General features: G+C 56.8%; 25 protein-coding genes and 4 pseudogenes. 7 read left to right on the top strand and 22 right to left on the bottom strand.

Features of this window, described 5'->3' with window-relative positions; all coding sequences use genetic code 11:
• The first annotated feature begins 22 nt into the window (after positions 1 to 22).
• From ACZZ0D_RS27680 to ACZZ0D_RS27655, 6 genes and pseudogenes are all read left to right on the top strand, one after another.
• Positions 23 to 604, top strand: a complete 582-nt coding sequence (locus tag ACZZ0D_RS27680; RefSeq protein WP_246542012.1) for a YjfI family protein — start codon at positions 23 to 25, stop codon at positions 602 to 604.
• A gap of 17 nt (positions 605 to 621) precedes the next feature.
• Positions 622 to 1321: pseudogene (locus ACZZ0D_RS27675) on the top strand (PspA/IM30 family protein).
• Between the two features lie 176 nt (positions 1322 to 1497).
• Positions 1498 to 2148 (top strand): DUF2491 family protein, encoded by a 651-nt coding sequence (locus ACZZ0D_RS27670; protein WP_463554732.1) that lies wholly within the window; start codon positions 1498 to 1500, stop codon positions 2146 to 2148.
• A gap of 15 nt (positions 2149 to 2163) precedes the next feature.
• Positions 2164 to 2589 carry a DUF350 domain-containing protein gene (locus ACZZ0D_RS27665; protein WP_053124298.1) on the top strand — a complete coding sequence of 142 codons (426 nt, stop codon included), beginning with the start codon at positions 2164 to 2166 and terminating at the stop codon, positions 2587 to 2589.
• A gap of 17 nt (positions 2590 to 2606) precedes the next feature.
• A complete protein-coding gene (locus ACZZ0D_RS27660) occupies positions 2607 to 3290 on the top strand; it encodes a DUF1190 domain-containing protein (protein WP_463554731.1) in 684 nt (227 codons plus the stop codon).
• Between the two features lie 2 nt (positions 3291 to 3292).
• Positions 3293 to 4450 (top strand): glutathionylspermidine synthase family protein, encoded by a 1158-nt coding sequence (locus ACZZ0D_RS27655; protein ID WP_212546238.1) that lies wholly within the window; start codon positions 3293 to 3295, stop codon positions 4448 to 4450.
• Positions 4451 to 4618: 168 nt separating this feature from the next.
• Here ACZZ0D_RS27655 and ACZZ0D_RS27650 read toward each other — a convergent pair whose 3' ends face one another.
• Together ACZZ0D_RS27650 and ACZZ0D_RS27645 are read right to left on the bottom strand one after the other, a co-directional pair.
• Positions 4619 to 5143 carry a single-stranded DNA-binding protein gene (locus ACZZ0D_RS27650; protein ID WP_008081898.1) on the bottom strand — a complete coding sequence of 175 codons (525 nt, stop codon included), beginning with the start codon at positions 5141 to 5143 and terminating at the stop codon, positions 4619 to 4621.
• Positions 5144 to 5152: 9 nt separating this feature from the next.
• Positions 5153 to 6549 (bottom strand): annotated as a pseudogene (locus ACZZ0D_RS27645) (MFS transporter).
• Positions 6550 to 6740: 191 nt separating this feature from the next.
• Between ACZZ0D_RS27645 and uvrA the strand changes: the two are divergent.
• Positions 6741 to 9575 (top strand): excinuclease ABC subunit UvrA, encoded by a 2835-nt coding sequence (gene uvrA, locus ACZZ0D_RS27640; RefSeq protein ID WP_008081903.1) that lies wholly within the window; start codon positions 6741 to 6743, stop codon positions 9573 to 9575.
• A gap of 65 nt (positions 9576 to 9640) precedes the next feature.
• Here the strand turns inward: uvrA and bfr are convergent, their stop codons facing one another.
• The 20 genes and pseudogenes from bfr to rpsQ all read right to left on the bottom strand — a co-directional run bounded on the left by bfr (position 9641) and on the right by rpsQ (position 20924).
• Entirely contained in the window at positions 9641 to 10108 is a 468-nt protein-coding gene (bfr, locus tag ACZZ0D_RS27635; RefSeq protein ID WP_053124309.1) for a bacterioferritin, read from the bottom strand.
• Positions 10109 to 10257: 149 nt separating this feature from the next.
• Positions 10258 to 11712, bottom strand: coding sequence for a catalase (locus tag ACZZ0D_RS27630; protein WP_463554730.1), 1455 nt, complete (start codon positions 11710 to 11712; stop codon positions 10258 to 10260).
• A 241-nt stretch (positions 11713 to 11953) separates the two neighbouring features.
• Entirely contained in the window at positions 11954 to 12340 is a 387-nt protein-coding gene (gene rplQ, locus ACZZ0D_RS27625) for a 50S ribosomal protein L17 (RefSeq protein WP_007918448.1), read from the bottom strand.
• 42 nt (positions 12341 to 12382) lie between these two features.
• A complete protein-coding gene (locus ACZZ0D_RS27620; protein ID WP_003186012.1) occupies positions 12383 to 13384 on the bottom strand; it encodes a DNA-directed RNA polymerase subunit alpha in 1002 nt (333 codons plus the stop codon).
• Positions 13385 to 13406: 22 nt separating this feature from the next.
• Positions 13407 to 14027 carry a 30S ribosomal protein S4 gene (gene rpsD, locus ACZZ0D_RS27615; RefSeq protein ID WP_003176404.1) on the bottom strand — a complete coding sequence of 207 codons (621 nt, stop codon included), beginning with the start codon at positions 14025 to 14027 and terminating at the stop codon, positions 13407 to 13409.
• A gap of 18 nt (positions 14028 to 14045) precedes the next feature.
• A complete protein-coding gene (gene rpsK / locus ACZZ0D_RS27610; RefSeq protein ID WP_463554729.1) occupies positions 14046 to 14435 on the bottom strand; it encodes a 30S ribosomal protein S11 in 390 nt (129 codons plus the stop codon).
• Between the two features lie 30 nt (positions 14436 to 14465).
• A pseudogene (gene rpsM, locus ACZZ0D_RS27605) lies at positions 14466 to 14823 on the bottom strand (30S ribosomal protein S13).
• A 129-nt stretch (positions 14824 to 14952) separates the two neighbouring features.
• A complete protein-coding gene (gene rpmJ / locus ACZZ0D_RS27600) occupies positions 14953 to 15069 on the bottom strand; it encodes a 50S ribosomal protein L36 (RefSeq protein ID WP_002555468.1) in 117 nt (38 codons plus the stop codon).
• Between the two features lie 28 nt (positions 15070 to 15097).
• Positions 15098 to 16427 (bottom strand): annotated as a pseudogene (gene secY / locus ACZZ0D_RS27595) (preprotein translocase subunit SecY).
• Positions 16428 to 16865, bottom strand: coding sequence for a 50S ribosomal protein L15 (gene rplO / locus ACZZ0D_RS27590; protein ID WP_042561340.1), 438 nt, complete (start codon positions 16863 to 16865; stop codon positions 16428 to 16430).
• Positions 16866 to 16868: 3 nt separating this feature from the next.
• The gene (gene rpmD / locus ACZZ0D_RS27585) at positions 16869 to 17045 is read right to left on the bottom strand and encodes a 50S ribosomal protein L30 (protein ID WP_003176408.1); all 177 of its coding nucleotides are present in this window, start codon (positions 17043 to 17045) and stop codon (positions 16869 to 16871) included.
• Positions 17046 to 17047: 2 nt separating this feature from the next.
• On the bottom strand, positions 17048 to 17548 hold the full coding sequence (gene rpsE / locus ACZZ0D_RS27580; protein ID WP_007943782.1) for a 30S ribosomal protein S5: 501 nt from the start codon (positions 17546 to 17548) through the stop codon (positions 17048 to 17050).
• Between the two features lie 3 nt (positions 17549 to 17551).
• Entirely contained in the window at positions 17552 to 17902 is a 351-nt protein-coding gene (gene rplR / locus ACZZ0D_RS27575; RefSeq protein ID WP_003186037.1) for a 50S ribosomal protein L18, read from the bottom strand.
• Between the two features lie 10 nt (positions 17903 to 17912).
• Positions 17913 to 18446 (bottom strand): 50S ribosomal protein L6, encoded by a 534-nt coding sequence (gene rplF, locus ACZZ0D_RS27570; RefSeq protein ID WP_003176412.1) that lies wholly within the window; start codon positions 18444 to 18446, stop codon positions 17913 to 17915.
• A 12-nt stretch (positions 18447 to 18458) separates the two neighbouring features.
• On the bottom strand, positions 18459 to 18851 hold the full coding sequence (rpsH, locus tag ACZZ0D_RS27565; protein ID WP_007918458.1) for a 30S ribosomal protein S8: 393 nt from the start codon (positions 18849 to 18851) through the stop codon (positions 18459 to 18461).
• A gap of 209 nt (positions 18852 to 19060) precedes the next feature.
• Positions 19061 to 19366, bottom strand: a complete 306-nt coding sequence (rpsN, locus tag ACZZ0D_RS27560) for a 30S ribosomal protein S14 (RefSeq protein WP_212551328.1) — start codon at positions 19364 to 19366, stop codon at positions 19061 to 19063.
• A gap of 13 nt (positions 19367 to 19379) precedes the next feature.
• The gene (gene rplE, locus ACZZ0D_RS27555) at positions 19380 to 19919 is read right to left on the bottom strand and encodes a 50S ribosomal protein L5 (protein ID WP_003176415.1); all 540 of its coding nucleotides are present in this window, start codon (positions 19917 to 19919) and stop codon (positions 19380 to 19382) included.
• 20 nt (positions 19920 to 19939) lie between these two features.
• The gene (gene rplX, locus ACZZ0D_RS27550) at positions 19940 to 20254 is read right to left on the bottom strand and encodes a 50S ribosomal protein L24 (protein WP_008081905.1); all 315 of its coding nucleotides are present in this window, start codon (positions 20252 to 20254) and stop codon (positions 19940 to 19942) included.
• 11 nt (positions 20255 to 20265) lie between these two features.
• Positions 20266 to 20634, bottom strand: a complete 369-nt coding sequence (gene rplN, locus ACZZ0D_RS27545; RefSeq protein WP_002555479.1) for a 50S ribosomal protein L14 — start codon at positions 20632 to 20634, stop codon at positions 20266 to 20268.
• A gap of 23 nt (positions 20635 to 20657) precedes the next feature.
• Complete coding sequence (rpsQ, locus tag ACZZ0D_RS27540) at positions 20658 to 20924, bottom strand: 30S ribosomal protein S17 (RefSeq protein ID WP_003176419.1); 267 nt, start codon at positions 20922 to 20924, stop codon at positions 20658 to 20660.
• Positions 20925 to 20926 lie beyond the last annotated feature (2 nt).

Here is a 20926-nt window from a genome sequence, read left to right as displayed (position 1 = left end):
AAAAAAACCGTCGAGCTTTTATATGAAGCAGATGCGTGCGGGCCTGGCCGCTGCCGGTTATGTGAAACACGAAACTTGGGTGCTTCCCGAAAACCGAAGCTTGCTCAAGCAAATGGAGCAACAGCTACGCCAACCGATTCTGGCTGGCTCTTTCATGTCGGAGAATTACATGAGCGCAGGCAACAACTGGAACATCGATAGCCTCTTCAACGCCCTCAAGGCCCTGGACGAGGTGGCTTCGCACGAGATCACGCTGTCTCTGATCCAGAGCTCTGAACCCAGCATCAAGCTGGAAATGAACGAATTCGGCGGTCTGCCGATTCACATCGCCGTCGCCGGTCAACAGATCATCGTTGACACCGTGCTGGTCGATATCGATTCGATCACCGACGTGCACGCCTTCAACGACGCCGTGTTGCGCAGCCGGGAAATGTTCCCGCTGTCGTCGATCGGTATCGAGTCGATGCCCAACGGGCAGACCGTTTACAACATGTTTGGCGCCCTCAGCGCCGACTCGAGCCTGACTAACGTGGTTACCGAGGTGAAAACCCTGGTCGACAACGTGCAGCGCGCGAGTGAAGCCTTCGAACACTTCTTCAAGTAATCAACAGGGAAAATCCAATGACTCAATCCATCTGGAGCAAGTTGTTCACCGCGCTGCGCGGCGGCGCCAATGAAGTCGGCGAATCGATCGTCGACCAACAGGCCCTGCGCATCCTCGATCAGGAAATCCGCGATGCCGACACCGCCCTGTCGAACGCACGTCGCGAGCTGGTCACCATCATGGCCAAACACAAACTCGCCGCCGATCGCGTGAGCGAGTACGACGCCAAGATCAAGGATCTCGAAGCCAAGGCTGTATCGGCGTTGAACGCTGGCCGTGAAGACCTGGCGCTGGAAGTGGCCGAAGCGATTTCGACCCTGACCAACGACCTCGATGCCGAGAAAAAGCAGAGCGACGAGTTCGGTGTCTACGCCGAAAACATGCGCAAAGACATCAACAAGGCCGAAGCCCGCATCAAGAGCCTGCGCCAGCAAGTCGACATGGCCAAGGCCCGCGACAGCGTGCAAAAGGCTCAGGTCAGTGCATCCATCGCCAGCGGCGGCGCCAACGGCAAACTGGAAACCGCCGTGGGTACGCTGAACCGCCTGCAAGCCAAACAGCAACAACGCGCTGCCGAGCTGAGCGCTGCCGATGAACTGGCAGACGCCGCGACCGGCAATGAGCTGCAACCGCAAACTGCAAGAAGCCGGCATCACGCCAAACGCCGGCAGCGCCAACGCGATCCTTGAGCGCCTGAAGCAGAAATCCGCTCAGTAACATCGCAACCCGCCCTGTGTAGGAGCTGCCGAAGGCTGCGATCTTTTGATCTTGTCTTTAAAAACAAAATCAAAAGATCGCAGCCTTCGGCAGCTCCTACATGGGATCCCGGCCCGGTACACTAGCCACGCTTTTTCCGCCGACGAACACCTCCACCCGCCTCAAGGAACGTACCCATGGGATGGTTTAAAGATTTGCTGGGCACCAGCAACTGGCAGACCGCTGCGCCGACACCGACCGTTGCCAGTGGCCCACTCGGCATGGCCCAGGGCAAGGCTGTCAGGTTCGATACGACGCTGGCGCTGTTGCTCGACGGTTCGACCACGGTGCGCGTGCCTTTCGATCAAGCGATCTGGAGCGCCGGTTGGGTCGACCTCGGCCAGTCGAACAAACTGCACCGCTATTACATGAACGACGAGGATTTCTGGCTGCAGATCCACGTTACCGGCGATGACCAGATCGAATCGGTCACGCTGTTCAACTACCTCAATTACGTGACCGTCAACAGTGACGCCGAACTGCAGCGCCTGGCCGGCCCTAACAGCGCGATCGGCCTGCCGACCTACACCCACGATGGCGTCGAGTACACCCGCGAATGGGGCACCGAACAGGGCCAGACCGAACTGGTGCCGATGACCGAACAAGTCATCAATCCGGACGAGTCCTACACCATCGAACACCACTCGATGCTCTACGCACGCGAAACCGGCCTGACCGATCGCCGCGAATTGCTGCTGTTCTCCGTCGAACAGGACGAAGAAGGCACCGTCAGCCTGAGCACCTCTTTGGGTATCTCGCTGTACACGACTGATCTGAGCCCCATCTAAAAAAGGAAGTTTTTCATGCTGGAAGTGCTGGCCGTTTCCCTGAACAAAACCGCGCTGGTCGGTTTCGTCGTCTACCTGATCGGCGCCGTGCTGCTGTTCATGCTGTTCCAATTCGTCTACACCCGCATCACCCCGCACAAAGAGTTCGAGCTGATTCGCTCCGGCAACGTCGCTGCAGCCATTGCCCTGTCCGGTGCGATCATCGGTTTCGCGATCCCGGCCAGCAACGTGATTGCGTTCTCGGTCAATGTCCTCGACTTCGTCCTGTGGGCGGTGATTGCCGCTGTTGTGCAACTGCTGGCATTCCTCGCCACCGGCCTGGTGCTCAAGGGCACCTCGCAGCGCATTGCCAACGGTGAAATCGCTTCGGGCATTTACGTGGCAGCGGTCGCCATCAGCGTTGGCATGCTCAACGCCGCGTGCATGACCCCGTCCAACTGACCGGCAGGAAGCCTTCGATGAAACGCAGTAAATATGTGCAGTTGTCCCTCGCCGCGTCGGTGGCCATGGCCATCTCCGGTGAAGCGGCGGCGGTCGAGCAGCCGCGTAACTTCCAGAGCGTCGAACAGTGCGTCGATGCCGAGGTGGCCGCCGATGTCTGCTCCAACGCTTACGTCGCTGCCCTGACCGAACACCGGCGCATCGCCCCGGCGTACGACGACAAGGCCAAGTGCGACGCCGACTTCGCCGCCGACTGGTGCCAGAAAAATTCCGACGGCCGCTTCGTGCCGAAACTCGGCGGCTTCAAAGTGCCGCAGAACGGTGAACCGGCGCAGAACCTCGACGCCATCGCCGGCGCGCAAATGCCGGCAGGTGATCCCGCGCAGAATGTGCAAAACACTTCGCACACCTCCAGTGGCGGCGGCAGTGGCTGGCTGACCGGTTGGCTGATCGGCAACGCGATGAGCAACAACGTCAATCGCACGGTGTACCGCGATCGCGACACGCGCCAGCCCTACAACACTTCGACGCAATACCGCCGAGCCGAAACGACGACGCGCAGCCAAACGGATTACGAAAGCAGCAAAAGCAAACCGGTCAACGTTGCCTCGTCGACCTCGCGCGGCGGTTTCGGTAGCCAGTCGAGTGCTCGCAGCGGTTGGGGTGGCTGGGGCAGCAGTTCCGGTCGTTCGAGCAGCTGACGATGAAGAAAATCCTCTGCGCCGAGCGCCCGGACTGGAAACAGACCGCCGAAAGCCTCGGCTTTATGTTCCACACCATCGACGACGAGCCCTACTGGGACGAAAGCGCGTACTACCAGTTCACGCTCGCGCAGATCGAAAACGATCTTGAGGATCCGACCACCGAGCTGCACGAGATGTGCATGGATCTGGTCGACCGCGTGGTCAACAGCGAAGAGTTGCTGGATCGTCTGAGCATCCCGGCGCCGTACTACGACATGATCCGCACCTCCTGGCGCGAAGGTCATCCGCATCTGTACGGGCGCATGGATTTTTCCTACAGCGGTAACGGCCCGGCGAAACTGCTGGAGCTCAACTACGACACGCCGACCAGCCTTTACGAGGCAGCGGCGTTTCAGTGGGGCTGGCTGGAGCAATGCATCGAGCGCGGCACGCTGCCGGCGAATGCCGACCAGTTCAACAGCATCGACACCAAACTGCATCAAGCCTTTGCCGAACTGAAGCTGACGCGGCCGTTCTATTTTTCTTCGATGAAAGACTCGATCGAAGACAAGGGCACCACCGATTACCTGCGGCTGATCGCAGAAAAGGTCGGCATCGAATCGCGGCACATCGACATTGAAGACATTGGCCTGACTTCTGAGGGCCGCTTTGTCGATCTGCAGGATCGCTGGATCCCGCACCTGTTCAAGCTGCACGCCTGGGAGTTCATCTTCCACGAACCTTTCGGCGCGGCGATTGCCGAGTGCGATACGCAGTTTTTTGAACCGGCGTGGAAGGCGATTCTGTCGAACAAAGGCGCGCTCCCTTTATTGTGGGAACTGCACAAGGGTCATCCGAACTTGCTCGCGGCGCACCTTGATCCAAACCCGGCCAGTGCGGTGCCCAAGGGTTGGGTGCGCAAGCCGTACTTTTCCCGTGAAGGCGCGAACATTGAGTTGCACACGGCTGAAGGTCTGATCGTCAAAGAAGACGGGCCCTACACCGATGCGCCGTTTATCCTGCAGGAATTTGCGCCACTGCCGAAGTTTGGCGACAGCTACACGCTGATTGGTTCGTGGGTGATTGGCGATCAAGCCGCAGGCATTGGCGTGCGCGAAGACAACAGCCTGATCACCAAAGACTCGAGCCGCTTCCTGCCGCACCTGATCCTCGACTGAAACACACATCCCCCCGTAGGAGCTGCGGCACGCTGCTATCTTTTGATTTTCAAAAACAGAATCAAAAGATCGCAGCGTGCCGCAGCCCCTACAGTTGATCAGCACATACAAAAAAGGCCCGTCGTTTAAGCGACGGGCCTTTTTGTATGAAGCGGTTATAGCAGCAAATCAGAACGGGATATCGTCATCAAAGCTGTCGAAATCCGGAGCCGGTTGCGGTGCGGCCTGCTGAGGAGCCGGGGCCGAACGCTGTTGCGGAGCCGACTGCTGCGGACGCGGCGCCTGCTGGCGTGGAGCCGGAGCGGACTGCTGATAGTTGTTGCCACCGCCTTGCTGGTCGCCCTGTTGTGGACGGCCGCCGAGCAGTTGCATGGTGCCTTGCATGTCGACCACGATTTCGGTGGTGTAACGCTTGATACCGTCTTTTTCCCACTCACGGGTCTGCAGCTTGCCTTCGATGTAAACCTGCGAACCCTTGCGCAGGTATTCGCCGGCGATTTCGGCGACTTTGCCGAACATCGAAACACGGTGCCACTCGGTCTTCTCGACCTTCTGACCGGTTTGCTTGTCGGTCCACTGTTCGCTGGTTGCCAGACTCAGGTTGGTCACGGCGTTACCGTTAGGCAGGTAGCGAACTTCGGGATCCTGGCCGCAAGTGCCGACCAATATGACTTTGTTAACCCCACGGGCCATAACGTTCTCCTAGGCGTCGCAAGCAGCCCCGGCCGGGTTGTTCACCAGGCGTTCGAGGGTGTCGCGATCCACTAATTCTTTGTCCAGTTTGATGTAAACAGCCGCTTCATCAGCAACTATCACTGCATCGGTTACCCCTACGAGGGCCTTGAGGCGCTCGACCAGACCCGCTTCGCGGATCGCCTCGGGCGACAACGGCAAGCGCAGGCTCGTCACGTAGGGAGGTTCGCGCATGGTAACAGCAAAGGCCAGCCAAAGTGCAGCCAGCCCGGCACATCCAAGGAACACAACCGACAGACCGCCATGCTGAAACAACCAGCCGCCGAGTATCCCGCCGAGTGCCGAACCAAGGAACTGACTGGTGGAATACACGCCCATGGCCGTGCCCTTCCCCCCGCCGGTGAAACCTTGCTGATCAGCGACGGCAATGAAGCCTCCAGAAGATTGAACGCGGTGAAAAACACCACCGTGCCGATCACCAGAGCCCGCAAGCTGTCACCGAACTGCCAGAAGAATAGCTCAGTCAGCATCAGCGTCGTCACGGCGCCGAGCAAAACTCGTTTCATTTTGCGTTTCTTCTCGCCATAGATGATGAACGGGATCATGGCGAAGAACGAAACCAGCAACGCGGTGAGGTAGACCCACCAGTGCTGTTCCTTGGGCAAACCGGCTTTTTCCACCAGTGCCAGAGGCAGCGCGACGAAGCTCGACATCAACATGGCATGTAACACAAAGATGCCCAGATCGAGGCGCAGCAGATCAGGATGCTTGAGCGTCGGCATCAACGCCTGACGCGCCACACCGGATTCGCGATGAGTCAGCGGCCCGGTCGATTTCGGCACCATGAACATGACGATGACGATGCCCACCAGCGCCATGCCACCGGTGGCGAGAAACAGTCCGGACAAGCCAAACGCACGGGTCAGCAATGGCCCGACGACCATGGCCACGGCGAACGACAGCCCAATCGTCATGCCGATCATGGCCATCGCTTTGGTACGGTGCTGCTCGCGAGTCAGGTCGGAAAGCAACGCCATGACCGCTGCGGAAATCGCTCCGGCGCCTTGCAGGATTCGCCCGGCGATCACGCCCCAGATCGAATCGGCCTGAGAGGCCAGCACGCTGCCGAGGGCGAAGACGATCAGCCCGAGGTAAATAACCGGGCGACGGCCAATGCGGTCGGAAATGACCCCGAACGGGATCTGAAAAATCGCCTGGGTCAGGCCGTAAGCGCCGATGGCCAACCCGATCAGGGCCGGGGTCGCTCCCGCCAAATCCATGCCGTAGGTTGCCAGTACCGGCAACACCATGAACATGCCAAGCATACGGAAGGCGAACACCAGGGCCAGACCGCTCGCTGCGCGGGTCTCGCTGCCACTCATGCGTTCGCTGTGGGGATCGTGCATGGATAAACCTCGTGTGAACCGGCGGCGATTCTACCAGTCCCATCGAAAGACGGGGTAGATCGCGACGCTTTGACGCGTACAGATGAAACACTCTTCATTCAGGGCAAACAACGCTACGCTTGATAGTGTGCATCCATCCAGTATTTGCCCGTATACTCTTACGCTTTCGACGCCCGCCGAGCGAGGCCACTTTGGACAAGATCCTGATACGTGGGGCCCGTACCCACAACCTGAAGAACATCGACCTGACCCTGCCACGGGACAAACTGATCGTCATCACCGGCCTGTCCGGATCCGGCAAGTCGTCCCTGGCTTTCGACACACTGTACGCCGAAGGTCAGCGCCGCTATGTCGAATCGCTGTCGGCCTACGCGCGCCAGTTCCTGTCGATGATGGAAAAACCCGACGTCGACACCATTGAAGGCCTGTCGCCGGCGATTTCCATCGAACAGAAATCGACCTCGCATAACCCGCGATCCACGGTCGGCACCATCACCGAAATCTACGACTACCTGCGTCTGCTCTATGCACGCGTGGGTACGCCGCGCTGCCCGGATCACGACATTCCGCTGGAAGCGCAGACCGTCAGCCAGATGGTCGACTTGGTGCTGGCGCAGCCCGAAGGCAGCAAACTGATGCTGCTGGCGCCGGTGATCCGCGAGCGCAAAGGCGAACACCTTTCAGTTTTCGAAGAGCTGCGGGCGCAAGGTTTCGTCCGCGCGCGCGTCAACGGGCGCATTTGCGAGCTCGACGAGCTGCCGAAACTGGATAAACAGAAGAAGCATTCGATTGACGTGATCGTCGACCGCTTTAAAGTGCGCGCCGATCTGCAACAGCGTCTGGCCGAGTCGTTCGAAACCGCGCTGAAACTGGCAGACGGCATCGCACTGGTTGCGCCGATGGACGACGAGCCGGGTGAAGAGATGATCTTCTCCGCACGCTTCGCCTGCCCGATCTGCGGCCACGCGATCAGCGAGCTGGAACCGAAGCTGTTCTCCTTCAACAACCCGGCCGGTGCCTGCCCGACGTGCGATGGTCTGGGGGTGAAGCAGTTCTTCGACATCAAGCGACTGGTCAACGGCGAGCTGACCCTGGCCGAAGGCGCGATACGCGGCTGGGACAGGCGCAACGTTTATTACTTCCAGATGCTTGGCTCGCTGGCGTCGCACTACAAGTTCAGCCTGGAAAAACCGTTCAACGAACTGACCGCCGAACAGCAGAAACAGATTCTGCACGGCAGCGGTTCGCAGAACGTCGACTTCAAGTATCTGAACGACCGTGGCGACATCGTCAAACGTTCGCACCCGTTCGAAGGCATCGTGCCGAATCTGGAACGTCGCTACCGCGAGACCGAGTCGGCCAGCGTGCGCGAAGAGTTGGCCAAGTTCCTCAGCACCCAGTCCTGCCCGGATTGCCGTGGCACGCGTCTACGGCGTGAAGCACGCCATGTGTGGGTCGGCGAGAAGACACTGCCAGCGGTGACCAATCTGCCGATCGGCGATGCCTGCGTGTACTTCGGTGAACTGAAGATGACCGGGCGTCGCGGCGAGATCGCTGACAAGATTCTCAAGGAAATCCGCGAGCGTCTGCAGTTCCTCGTTAACGTCGGTCTGGACTATCTGTCGCTGGATCGCAGCGCGGACACCCTGTCCGGCGGCGAAGCACAGCGTATCCGTCTGGCCAGCCAGATCGGTGCCGGCCTCGTCGGTGTCTTGTACATCCTCGATGAACCGTCGATTGGTTTGCACCAACGCGACAACGACCGCCTGCTCGGCACGCTCAAGCATCTGCGTGACATCGGCAACACGGTGATCGTGGTTGAGCACGACGAAGATGCGATTCGTCTGGCCGACTATGTCGTGGATATCGGCCCGGGCGCCGGTGTGCACGGCGGGCAGATTGTTGCCGAAGGTACGCCGGCCGAAGTCATGGCGCATCCGGATTCCCTGACCGGTAAATACCTGTCCGGCCGGGTGAAGATCGAAGTGCCGGCCAAACGTACGCCACGCAACAAGAAGCTGACCCTGTCGCTCAAGGGCGCGCGCGGTAACAACCTGCGCAATGTCGATCTGGAAATCCCGATCGGCCTGCTGACCTGCGTGACTGGCGTGTCCGGCTCGGGCAAATCGACGCTGATCAACAACACGCTGTTTCCGCTGAGCGCCACCGCACTTAACGGCGCGACGACGCTGGAAGCCGCCGCGCATGACAGCATCAAGGGCCTGGAACATCTCGATAAAGTTGTCGACATCGACCAAAGCCCGATCGGCCGTACGCCGCGCTCCAACCCGGCGACGTACACCGGACTGTTCACGCCAATCCGCGAACTGTTTGCCGGCGTGCCCGAGTCGCGCTCCCGTGGTTATGGGCCGGGGCGTTTCTCGTTCAACGTCAAGGGTGGTCGCTGCGAGGCGTGCCAGGGCGACGGTCTGATCAAGGTCGAAATGCACTTCTTGCCGGACATCTATGTGCCGTGCGACGTGTGCAAGAGCAAGCGCTACAACCGCGAAACCCTTGAGATCAAATACAAGGGCAAGAATATCCACGAAACCCTCGAAATGACCATCGAGGAAGCGCGGGTGTTCTTCGATGCGGTGCCAGCGCTGGCGCGCAAGCTGCAAACGTTGATGGATGTCGGCCTGTCGTACATCAAGCTCGGGCAGTCGGCGACCACGTTGTCTGGTGGTGAGGCGCAGCGCGTCAAGCTGTCCCGCGAGCTGTCCAAGCGTGACACCGGCAAAACTCTGTACATCCTCGACGAGCCGACCACAGGCCTGCACTTCGCGGATATCCAGCAATTGCTCGACGTGCTGCACCGCCTGCGCGATCACGGCAACACCGTGGTGGTGATCGAACACAACCTCGACGTGATCAAGACGGCCGACTGGCTGGTCGATCTCGGGCCGGAGGGTGGTTCCAAGGGTGGGCAGATCATCGCCGTGGGTACGCCGGAGCAAGTGGCCGAGATGAAACAGTCTCACACTGGCCATTACCTCAAACCGTTGCTGATCCGCGATCGGGCTTAAACGCCGGGCGTGAAAAAGCCCCTGTCACTTCAACAGTGACAGGGGCTTTTTTGTACCTACTGCGATCAGGAGGTGTGCGATTGCAGGTAGTTCTCGAGACCGATCAGTTTGATCAGGCCCAACTGCTTTTCCAGCCAGTAGGTGTGATCTTCTTCGGTGTCGTTCAACTGCACCCGCAGGATCTCGCGGCTGACGTAGTCTTTGTGCTGCTCGCACAACTCGATGCCTTTGCACAGCGCGGCACGAACTTTGTACTCAAGGCGCAGATCCGCTTCGAGCATCTCCGGCACAGTACTGCCGACATCCAGATCATCCGGACGCATGCGCGGTGTGCCTTCGAGCATCAGAATGCGGCGCATCAACGCATCAGCGTGACCCGCTTCTTCTTCCATCTCGTGGTTGATTCGCTCGTAGAGCTTGGTGAACCCCCAGTCCTCATACATCCGCGAATGAACGAAATATTGATCACGCGCGGCCAGTTCGCCGGTCAGCAACGTGTTGAGGTAATCGATTACGTCTGGGTGGCCTTGCATCGCCCTACATCTCCCTACTTGAAAGGCTGTAGTTTGAACCAACATGACCGGAAGGTCACCCGCTTAGCGCAATAAAAGCGAAGATATTCTGAGAAAAGCAGCCTAAATAACGCAAAAACCGCCCAAATGAGGGCGGTTCTGCTTCTCGTTTAGACTTCGTTAAGCTGTACGTTGAGCAGCTTTGCGATTGCTTCTCCATACGCCGGATCGGCTTTGTAGAAATGCTGCAACTGGCGATCAACGACATCGCTCGAAACACCACTCAGTGCACCGGCGATGTTGCTGACCAGCAGTGCTCTTTGATCGTCGCTCATCAACCGGAACAGCGCACCGGCGTGGCTGTAGTAATCGGTGTCTTCGCGGTGATCGTAACGGTCAGCCGCACCGCTCAGGGACAGCGCAGGCTCAGCGTAATGCGGAGCTTGTTTTGGCGATTCGATGTAGCTGTTCGGCTCGTAGTTAGGCGCCGCACCACCGTTGCTGCCGAACGCCATCGAACCGTCGCGCTGGTAATTATTTACCGGGCTACGTGGCGCGTTCACCGGCAGCTGCTGGTGATTGGTGCCTACGCGGTAACGATGCGCATCGGCGTAAGCGAAGACGCGACCTTGCAGCATACGATCCGGCGACAGACCGACGCCTGGCACCATATTGCTTGGGCCGAACGCGGCTTGTTCAACTTCAGCGAAGTAGTTCTGCGGGTTGCGATTCAGTTCCAGCTCGCCCACTTCGATCAGCGGGAATTCTTTCTGCGACCAGGTTTTGGTCACGTCGAACGGGTTCTCGTAATGCGCCGCCGCTTGCGCCTCGGTCATGATCTGAATGCACACGCGCCATTTCGGGAAATCACCACGCTCGATCGCTTCGAACAGATCGCGCTGGGCGTAATCCGGGTCGGTGCCGGCGATACGAGCAGCATCGGCTGGTGCGAGGTTCTTGATGCCCTGTTTGGTTTTGTAGTGCCATTTCACCCAGTGACGCTCGCCTTGCGCGCTGATCAGGCTGTACGTGTGGCTGCCAAAGCCGTGCATGTGACGGTAGCCGTCAGGAATGCCGCGATCGGAGAACAGAATGGTCACTTGGTGCAGCGCTTCTGGCGAATGCGACCAGAAGTCCCACATCATCTGCGCGCTTTTCAGATTGCTCTGCGGCAGACGCTTTTGCGTGTGAATGAAGTCCGGGAATTTCAGCGGATCACGGATGAAGAACACCGGGGTGTTGTTGCCAACGATGTCCCAGTTGCCTTCCTCGGTATAGAACTTCAGCGCGAAGCCACGTGGGTCTCGCTCGGTGTCGGCCGAACCGCGTTCGCCACCTACGGTAGAGAAACGCAGGAACGTCGGGGTTTGTTTGCCTACAGATTCAAACAGTTTGGCGCTGGTGTACTCGGTGATATCACGAGTGACAGTGAACGTGCCGTAAGCGCCCGAGCCTTTAGCGTGGACACGACGTTCAGGAATGTTTTCACGATTGAAGTGAGCAAGTTTCTCGAGCAGGTGGAAATCCTCGAGAAGCAGCGGGCCACGTGGGCCGGCGGAGCGAGAATTCTGGTTGTCAGCGACAGGTGCGCCACTGGCGGTCGTAAGCGTTTTGATCTGGCTCATACGGTCTTCTTCCTCTGTCAGTCTTGGAACTGCCGGCTAATCGGCTTGGTGGGAAGTATTGATCATCGACGTGAGAGCCACAAATTCATTAACTCGTGCACATCGATAGATAATTACTAATTATGATTCCCGGCCCATGGTGACAGCTGACCTATGTCAGAAGCTTGTACGAACAGCGCATTTTTCTTGCAGACACAAAAAACCGGGCACTAGGCCCGGTTCTTTGTTTCAGACTGACGTCTTACTCGGCGGATACAGCTTCGCCAGCAGTAGCACGATCAACCAACTCGACGTACGCCATAGGCGCGTTGTCGCCAGTGCGGAAACCGCACTTGAGGATGCGCAGGTAGCCACCCTCACGGGTAGCGTAACGCTTGCCCAGGTCGTTGAAGAGCTTACCAACGATGGCTTTCGAACGAGTACGGTCGAATGCCAGACGGCGGTTAGCCAGGCTGTCTGTCTTGGCCAGAGTGATCAGCGGCTCAGCAACGCGACGCAGTTCTTTGGCTTTCGGCAGTGTAGTTTTGATCAGCTCGTGCTCGAACAGCGACACCGCCATGTTTTGGAACATGGCCTTGCGGTGCGAGCTGGTGCGGCTCAGGTGACGACCACTTTTACGATGACGCATGGTTCATTCCTTACCAAACACTACGTTCGGTGATTACGACGATCAGGCAGTCGCCTTGTCGTCCTTCTTAAGACTTGCAGGCGGCCAGTTGTCGAGGCGCATGCCGAGGGACAGACCGCGGGAGGCCAGAACGTCCTTGATTTCAGTCAAGGATTTCTTGCCCAGGTTCGGAGTCTTCAACAGCTCTACTTCGGTACGCTGAATCAGGTCGCCGATGTAGTAGATGTTTTCCGCCTTAAGGCAGTTAGCCGAACGTACAGTCAGTTCCAGATCGTCAACCGGGCGAAGCAGGATCGGATCGATCTCGTCTTCCTGCTCGACAACCACTGGCTCACTGTCACCTTTGAGGTCGACGAACGCAGCCAACTGCTGTTGCAGGATGGTTGCAGCGCGGCGAATAGCCTCTTCAGGATCCAGAGTACCGTTGGTTTCCAGATCAATAACCAGCTTGTCCAGGTTAGTACGCTGCTCGACACGGGCGTTTTCCACCACGTATGCGATACGGCGAACCGGGCTGAACGAAGAGTCAAGCTGCAAGCGACCGATGCTGCGGCTTTCGTCTTCATCGCTCTGACGCGAGTCTGCTGGTTCATAACCACGACCACGAGCTACGGTGAGCTTCATGTTCAGGGCGCCGTTAGACGCCAGGTTAGCGATTACGTGATCGGGATTAACGATCTCGACATCATGATCCAGCTGAATATCGGCAGCGGTAACCACCCCCGAACCCTTCTTCGACAAGGTCAGCGTAACTTCGTCACGACCGTGCAGCTTGATAGCCAGACCTTTAAGGTTTAACAGGATTTCAATTACGTCTTCCTGTACACCTTCGATGGCGCTGTACTCGTGGAGTACACCGTCAATCTCGGCCTCGACTACTGCGCAGCCGGGCATTGAGGACAACAGGATGCGTCGCAGCGCGTTGCCCAGGGTGTGGCCAAAACCACGCTCGAGAGGCTCGAGAGTGATCTTGGCGCGGGTTGGACTGACAACCTGCACATCAATATGGCGGGGTGTCAGGAACTCATTTACCGAAATCTGCATGGATGCACCTATTTTCTAGCCCTTACTTGGAGTAGAGCTCGACAATCAGGCTTTCGTTGATGTCGGCGGACAGATCACTGCGAGCAGGAACGTTCTTGAAAACGCCCGACTTCTTCTCAGTGTCTACTTCTACCCATTCTACGCGGCCACGTTGGGCACACAGATCGAGAGCTTGGACAATGCGAAGTTGGTTTTTTGCTTTTTCGCGAACTGCAACCACGTCACCAGCACGAACCTGATACGACGGAACGTTTACGGTCTGACCGTTAACGCTGATCGACTTGTGCGATACCAGCTGACGGGATTCGGCACGAGTCGAACCAAAGCCCATACGGTATACAACGTTGTCCAGACGGCATTCGAGCAGTTGCAGCAGGTTTTCACCGGTTGCACCTTTCTTGCCAGCAGCTTCTTTGTAGTAGCCGCTGAATTGACGCTCGAGAACGCCGTAGATACGACGGACCTTCTGCTTTTCACGCAGTTGGGTGCCGTAATCGGACTGGCGACCGCGGCGTTGGCCGTGGATACCAGGTGCTGCTTCAATGTTGCACTTCGATTCGATCGCGCGCACGCCGCTCTTCAGGAAGAGATCGGTGCCTTCGCGACGAGCGAGTTTGCATTTTGGACCAATGTAACGAGCCATTCTTTACAATCTCCTGGATTACACGCGGCGCTTCTTCGGCGGACGGCACCCGTTGTGCGGGATTGGCGTCACGTCGGTGATGCTGGCGATCTTATAGCCACAGCCGTTCAATGCACGGACAGCAGACTCACGACCTGGACCTGAACCTTTGACGTTAACGTCGAGGTTTTTCAGGCCATATTCCAGCGCAGCTTGACCAGCACGTTCAGCAGCTACTTGAGCAGCAAACGGGGTGGACTTGCGGGAACCGCGGAAACCCGAACCACCGGAGGTAGCCCAAGAAAGCGCGTTACCTTGACGGTCGGTGATGGTCACGATTGTGTTGTTAAAAGAAGCATGGATGTGGGCGATGCCATCAACCACTGTCTTTTTAACTTTTTTACGAGGACGAGCAGCAGGTTTTGCCATGATTAATTTCCTGTCGATTCGCGTGGGCGATTACTTGCGGATCGGCTTACGCGGACCTTTACGGGTACGCGCGTTAGTCTTGGTACGCTGACCGCGTACTGGAAGACCACGACGATGACGCAGACCACGGTAGCAACCGAGGTCCGATCAAACGCTTGATTTTCATGTTGATTTCGCGACGCAGGTCACCTTCAGTGGTGAACTTCGCCACTTCGCCACGCAATTGCTCAATCTGCTCATCGCTCAGATCTTTGATCTTTGCGGCTGGGTTTACCCCAGTCACTGCGCAAATTTTCTGCGCAGTAGTGCGACCAACACCATAGATGTAGGTCAGCGAGATAACAGTGTGCTTGTTATCTGGAATGTTAACGCCTGCAATACGGGCCATTCAGTGGGACTCCAATTGACAGCTACCTACGCCCCGGAAGCCAAGAAATAGGGCGCGAGATAATATCGCTGTAATAACAAATAATCAACCCGGCAGCGCACTAGCTGCCGGGCTTCAAGCGGATCACACTCAGCCTTGGCGCTGTTTGTGACGCGGTTCCGCGCTGCAAATTACTCGAACAACACCTTCGCGGCGAATAATCTTGCAGTTACGGCACAGCTTTTTCACCGATGCACGAACTTTCATCACCAACTCCTCGAACCTTATGGGGTACTCAGCGCAACATGCCGCTGCCGTAGCCCTTCAGGTTGGCTTTCTTCATCAGGGATTCGTACTGGTGCGAAACGAGGTGCGATTGTACTTGGGACATGAAGTCCATCACAACCACGACCACGATCAGCAACGAGGTCCCGCCAAGGTAGAACGGTACGTTTGCTGCGACCACCAGGAACTGGGGAAGCAGGCACACGGCCGTCATGTAAAGAGCACCGAACATGGTCAAGCGAGTCAGAACGCCATCAATGTAGCGCGCAGACTGCTCACCTGGACGGATGCCCGGAATAAAGGCACCGGACTTCTTCAGGTTTTCCGCTACGTCTTTCGGATTGAACATCAACGCCGTATAGAAGAAGCAGAAGAAAATAATCCCTGCACTAAACAGCAGAATATTCAACGGCTGACCAGGAGCGATCGACTGCGAGATGTCCTGCAACCAGCCCATACCTTCAGACTGACCAAACCAGGCACCCAACGAAGCCGGGAACAGCAAAATGCTGCTCGCGAAAATAGCTGGAATAACACCAGCCATGTTCACTTTCAGCGGCAAGTGGCTTGTCTGCGCAGCAAAAACCTTGCGGCCCTGCTGACGCTTGGCGTAGTGAACAGCAATACGACGCTGACCACGCTCAATGAACACCACGAAACCGATAATCGCTACTGCCAGCAAACCGATGGCAACCAGGGCAAAGATGTTGATATCGCCCTGACGTGCAGACTCGAAAGACTGCCCGATTGCTCTCGGAAGACCGGCGACGATACCCGAAAAGATCAACATCGAGATACCGTTACCTACACCGCGCTCAGTAATCTGCTCACCCAGCCACATCATGAACATCGCACCAGCCACAAACGTGGATACCGCGACGAAATGGAAGCCAAAGTCACCAGTGAACGCAACGCCCTGCCCCGCCAGACCTATGGACATGCCAATAGCCTGAACAAGAGCGAGGACGACGGTGCCGTAGCGGGTGTACTGGCTGATCTTGCGACGGCCAGCTTCACCTTCCTTCTTCAACTGCTCCAGCTGCGGGCTGACGGCGGTCATCAGTTGCATGATGATCGATGCCGAAATGTACGGCATGATCCCCAGTGCAAAGATGCTCATCCGTTCCAGCGCGCCGCCGGAGAACATGTTGAACAAGCTAAGAATCGTTCCCCTCATTCTGTCGAAACAGGTCTGCGAGTCGGTCCGGGTTAATACCTGGAACCGGGATGTGTGCGCCTATTCGGTAGACGATAATCGCCAGGAACAGAAAACGCAGACGAGCCCAGAGTTCAGACATACCGCCTTTGCCGAGCGCAGAGAGAGCACCTTGCTTAGCCATTTATTCCTCGAACTTGCCGCCAGCTGCTTCGATAGCCGAACGCGCACCTTTGGTGGCGCCGATTCCCTTGCCGATAGTGACAGCGCGAGTCACTTCACCGGACAGCATGATTTTCACACGCTGTACGTTGACGTTGATCACGTTGGCATCTTTCAGGGACTGCACGGTAACGATGTCGCCTTCCACTTTAGCCAGCTCGGACAAACGCACTTCTGCGCGATCCATGGCTTTCAGGGAAACGAAACCGAACTTCGGCAGACGACGATGCAGCGGCTGTTGACCGCCTTCAAAGCCTGGAGCAATAGTGCCACCGGAGCGGGAGGTTTGACCTTTGTGGCCACGGCCACCAGTCTTACCCAAACCGCTACCGATACCACGGCCCGGACGATGCTTTTCGCGACGGGAACCCGGCGCTGGACTCAGATCATTGAGTTTCATCGATTAACCCTCGACACGCAGCATGTAGTAAGCCTTGTTGATCATCCCGCGATTCTCGGGAGTATCCTGGACTTCTACAGTGTGACCGATGCGACGCAGACCCAGACCCTTAACGCACAGTTTGTGGTTAGGGATGCGGCCGGTCATGCTTTTGATCAGCGTTACTTTAACGGTAGCCATGATCAGAAGATCTCCTTGACGCTTTTGCCACGCTTGGCGGCAATGGATTCAGGAGATTGCATAGCTTTCAAACCTTTGAAAGTGGCGTGAACCACGTTTACCGGGTTAGTCGAGCCGTAGCACTTGGCCAGAACGTTCTGAACGCCAGCAACTTCGAGGACAGCACGCATAGCGCCGCCAGCGATGATACCGGTACCTTCAGAAGCAGGCTGCATGTACACCTTCGAAGCGCCGTGACCGGACTTCATTGCGTACTGCAGAGTGGTGCCGTTCAGGTCAACTTGGATCATGTTGCGGCGAGCAGCTTCCATTGCCTTCTGGATCGCAGCAGGCACTTCACGTGACTTGCCACGGCCGAAGCCAACACGCCCTTTACCATCACCAACCACGGTCAACGCGGTGAAAGTGAAGATACGGCCGCCTTTAACGGTTTTGGCTACGCGGTTAACTTGAACCAGCTTCTCAATGTAGCCTTCGTCGCGCTTTTGGTCGTTATTTGACATAACTTAGAACTCCAGCCCAGCTTCACGAGCAGCATCAGCCAGCGCTTTAACGCGGCCGTGGTACTTGAAGCCAGAGCGGTCGAAAGCCACTTGCGAGACGCCAGCGGCCTTAGCACGCGTAGCGACCAGCTGGCCAACCTTTGTGGCCGCGTCGATGTTGCCAGTGGCGCCATCACGCAGTTCTTTATCCAAAGTCGAGGCAGATGCCAGGACTTTGTTGCCGTCGGCCGAGATGACCTGGGCGTAGATGTGCTGCGACGAGCGGAACACGCAGAGACGCACGACTTCTAGTTCGTGCATTTTCAGGCGTGCTTTGCGAGCGCGACGCAGTCGAGTAACTTTTTTGTCGGTCATTTGCTATGCCCTACTTCTTCTTGGCTTCTTTACGACGGACGACTTCGTCCGCGTAGCGCACACCTTTGCCTTTGTACGGCTCTGGTGGACGGAAGTCGCGGATCTCAGCGGCCACTTGACCTACCAGCTGCTTATCGATGCCCTTGATCAGGATATCGGTCTGGCTAGGAGTCTCAGCGGTGATGCCTTCCGGCAGTTCGTAATCCACTGGGTGCGAGAAGCCAAGGGCAAGGTTCAGAACCGTGCCTTTTGCTTGCGCTTTGTAACCAACACCGACCAGCTGGAGCTTACGCTCGAAGCCTTGGCTTACGCCTTGGACCATGTTGTTTACCAACGCACGCGTGGTACCGGCCATTGCGCGAGTTTGTTGATCGCCATTGCGAGCAGCGAAACGCAGCTCACCAGCTTCTTCAACAATCTCAACGGACGAATGGATGTTCAGTTCGAGAGTGCCCTTGGCACCCTTCACCGAAAGCTGTTGGCCTGCGAATTTTACTTCGACACCGGCTGGCAGCTTAACGGGGTTCTTAGCGACGCGAGACATGCTTATCCCCCCTTAGAACACAGTGCAAAGAACTTCGCCGCCGACACCGGCAGCGCGCGCAGCACGATCCGTCATCACACCTTTGTTGGTGGAGACGATAGACACGCCAAGACCGCCACGAACTTTCGGCAGATCTTCAACGGACTTGTACTGACGCAGGCCTGGACGACTAACGCGCTTCACTTCTTCGATAACCGGACGGCCTTCGAAGTACTTCAGCTCGATGGACAACGACGGCTTAGCGTCGGTGGTGATCTGAAAATCCGCGATGTAACCTTCGTCCTTCAGGACTTTTGCTACAGCCACCTTCAACGTGGAAGACGGCATGCTTACGACAGACTTTTCAGCCATCTGGGCATTACGGATTCGAGTTAGCATGTCCGCTAACGGGTCCTGCATACTCATGGGCTAGACGCTCCTAATACAGAAAAATTAGCCTTGCGGCTACTACTTGTCGCCGAGAACTTCCGGGCATGAAAAACACGGGCTCAGGCGAGCCGGTCATTCTAGACACACCCCAGAAATGAATCAAGCCCCAAAAGGGGCTTGATTCAGATTCAAGGCCACCGATGGTCAGGTTCTTGCGAACCTGAACATCGAGACTTTGACAGCAATTACCAGCTGGCTTTAACCAGACCTGGTACGTCACCACGCATTGCAGCTTCACGCAGCTTGTTACGGCCAAGGCCGAACTTGCGGTAAACGCCGTGCGGACGACCAGTCAGGCGGCAACGGTTACGCATGCGCGAAGCGCTTGCGTCACGTGGTTGCTTCTGCAGAGCTACGGTAGCTTCCCAACGTGCTTCTGGACTTGCGCTCAGATCAACGATGATAGCTTTCAGCGCTGCACGCTTGGTGGCGTACTTGGCAACAGTGAGCTGACGCTTCAGCTCACGGTTTTTCATGCTCTTCTTGGCCATTTTCCTACTCCAATCAGTTGCGGAACGGGAATTTGAAAGCACGCAGCAGAGCGCGGCCTTCATCATCGTTCTTGGCAGTGGTGGTCAGGGTAATGTCCAGACCGCGGAGAGCATCGATCTTGTCGTAGTCGATTTCCGGGAAAATGATCTGCTCTTTCACGCCCATGCTGTAGTTACCACGACCATCGAAGGACTTGGCATTCAGGCCGCGGAAGTCGCGAACCCGAGGCAGGGAGATCGACAGCAGACGATCCAGGAACTCGTACATACGCTCACGGCGCAGAGTCACTTTGACGCCGATCGGCCATCCTTCACGGACTTTAAAGCCAGCGATGGATTTACGAGCGTAGGTCACAACGACTTTTTGGCCGGTGATCTTTTCCAGGTCAGCAACAGCATGCTCGATGACTTTCTTGTCACCAACAGCTTCGCCCAGACCCATGTTCAGGGTGATCTTTGTAACGCGTGGAACTTCCATCACGTTCGAAAGCTTAAGTTCTTCCTTAAGCTTCGGTGCGATTTCCTTCCAGTAAATCTCTTTTAGTCGTGCCATGGTCTTCTACCTAGCAGTGTTCAAGCATCAACCGCTTTTTGGGTCGACTTGAAGACACGAATTTTCTTGCCGTCTTCTACTTTGAAACCAACGCGGTCAGCCTTGTTGGTTTCGCCGTTGAAAATGGCGACGTTAGAAGCATCCAGTGGAGCTTCTTTTTCGACGATACCGCCTTGCACGCCCGACATCGGGTTAGGCTTGGTATGACGCTTAACCAGGTTCAGACCGCTGATAACCAGACGGTTATTAGCGAGAACCTTAAGCACCTTACCGCGCTTACCTTTGTCTTTGCCGGCGATCACGATGATCTCGTCGTCACGACGAATCTTTTGCATGTCGGATCTCCTTACAGCACTTCTGGGGCGAGCGAGACGATCTTCATGAACTTCTCAGTACGAAGTTCACGGGTCACTGGCCCAAAGATACGGGTGCCGATCGGCTCTTGCTTGTTGTTCAGAAGAACAGCAGCGTTGCCATCAAAGCGGATAATGGAGCCATCAGCACGACGTACGCCGTGACGAGTGCGGACTACAACAGCAGTCATCACTTGGCCTTTTTTCACTTTACCGCGAGGAATTGCTTCCTTCACGGTAACTTTGATGATGTCACCGATACCAGCGTAACGACGATGGGAGCCACCCAGCACCTTGATGCACATAACACGGCGAGCGCCGCTGTTATCGGCCACATCGAGCATGGATTGAGTCTGAATCATATAATTTCTCCGACCCCTAGTCCTTAGACTTCCACAGCGCGTTCGAGAACATCAACCAGCGCCCAAGACTTGGTCTTGGCCAAAGGACGAGTTTCACGAATAGTGACTTTGTCGCCGATGTGGCACTGATTGGTTTCGTCGTGCGCGTGCAGCTTAGTCGAACGCTTAACGTATTTACCGTAGATCGGGTGCTTAACGCGACGCTCGATCAGTACGGTGATGGTTTTGTCCATCTTGTCGCTGACAACACGGCCAGTCAGCGTACGGACAGTTTTTTCGGCTTCAGCCATGA

Source organism: Pseudomonas sp. AC193, assembly GCF_979258075.1.
Note: the sequence above shows the minus strand (reverse complement) of the source record. Positions and strands in the feature narration are given on the sequence as shown.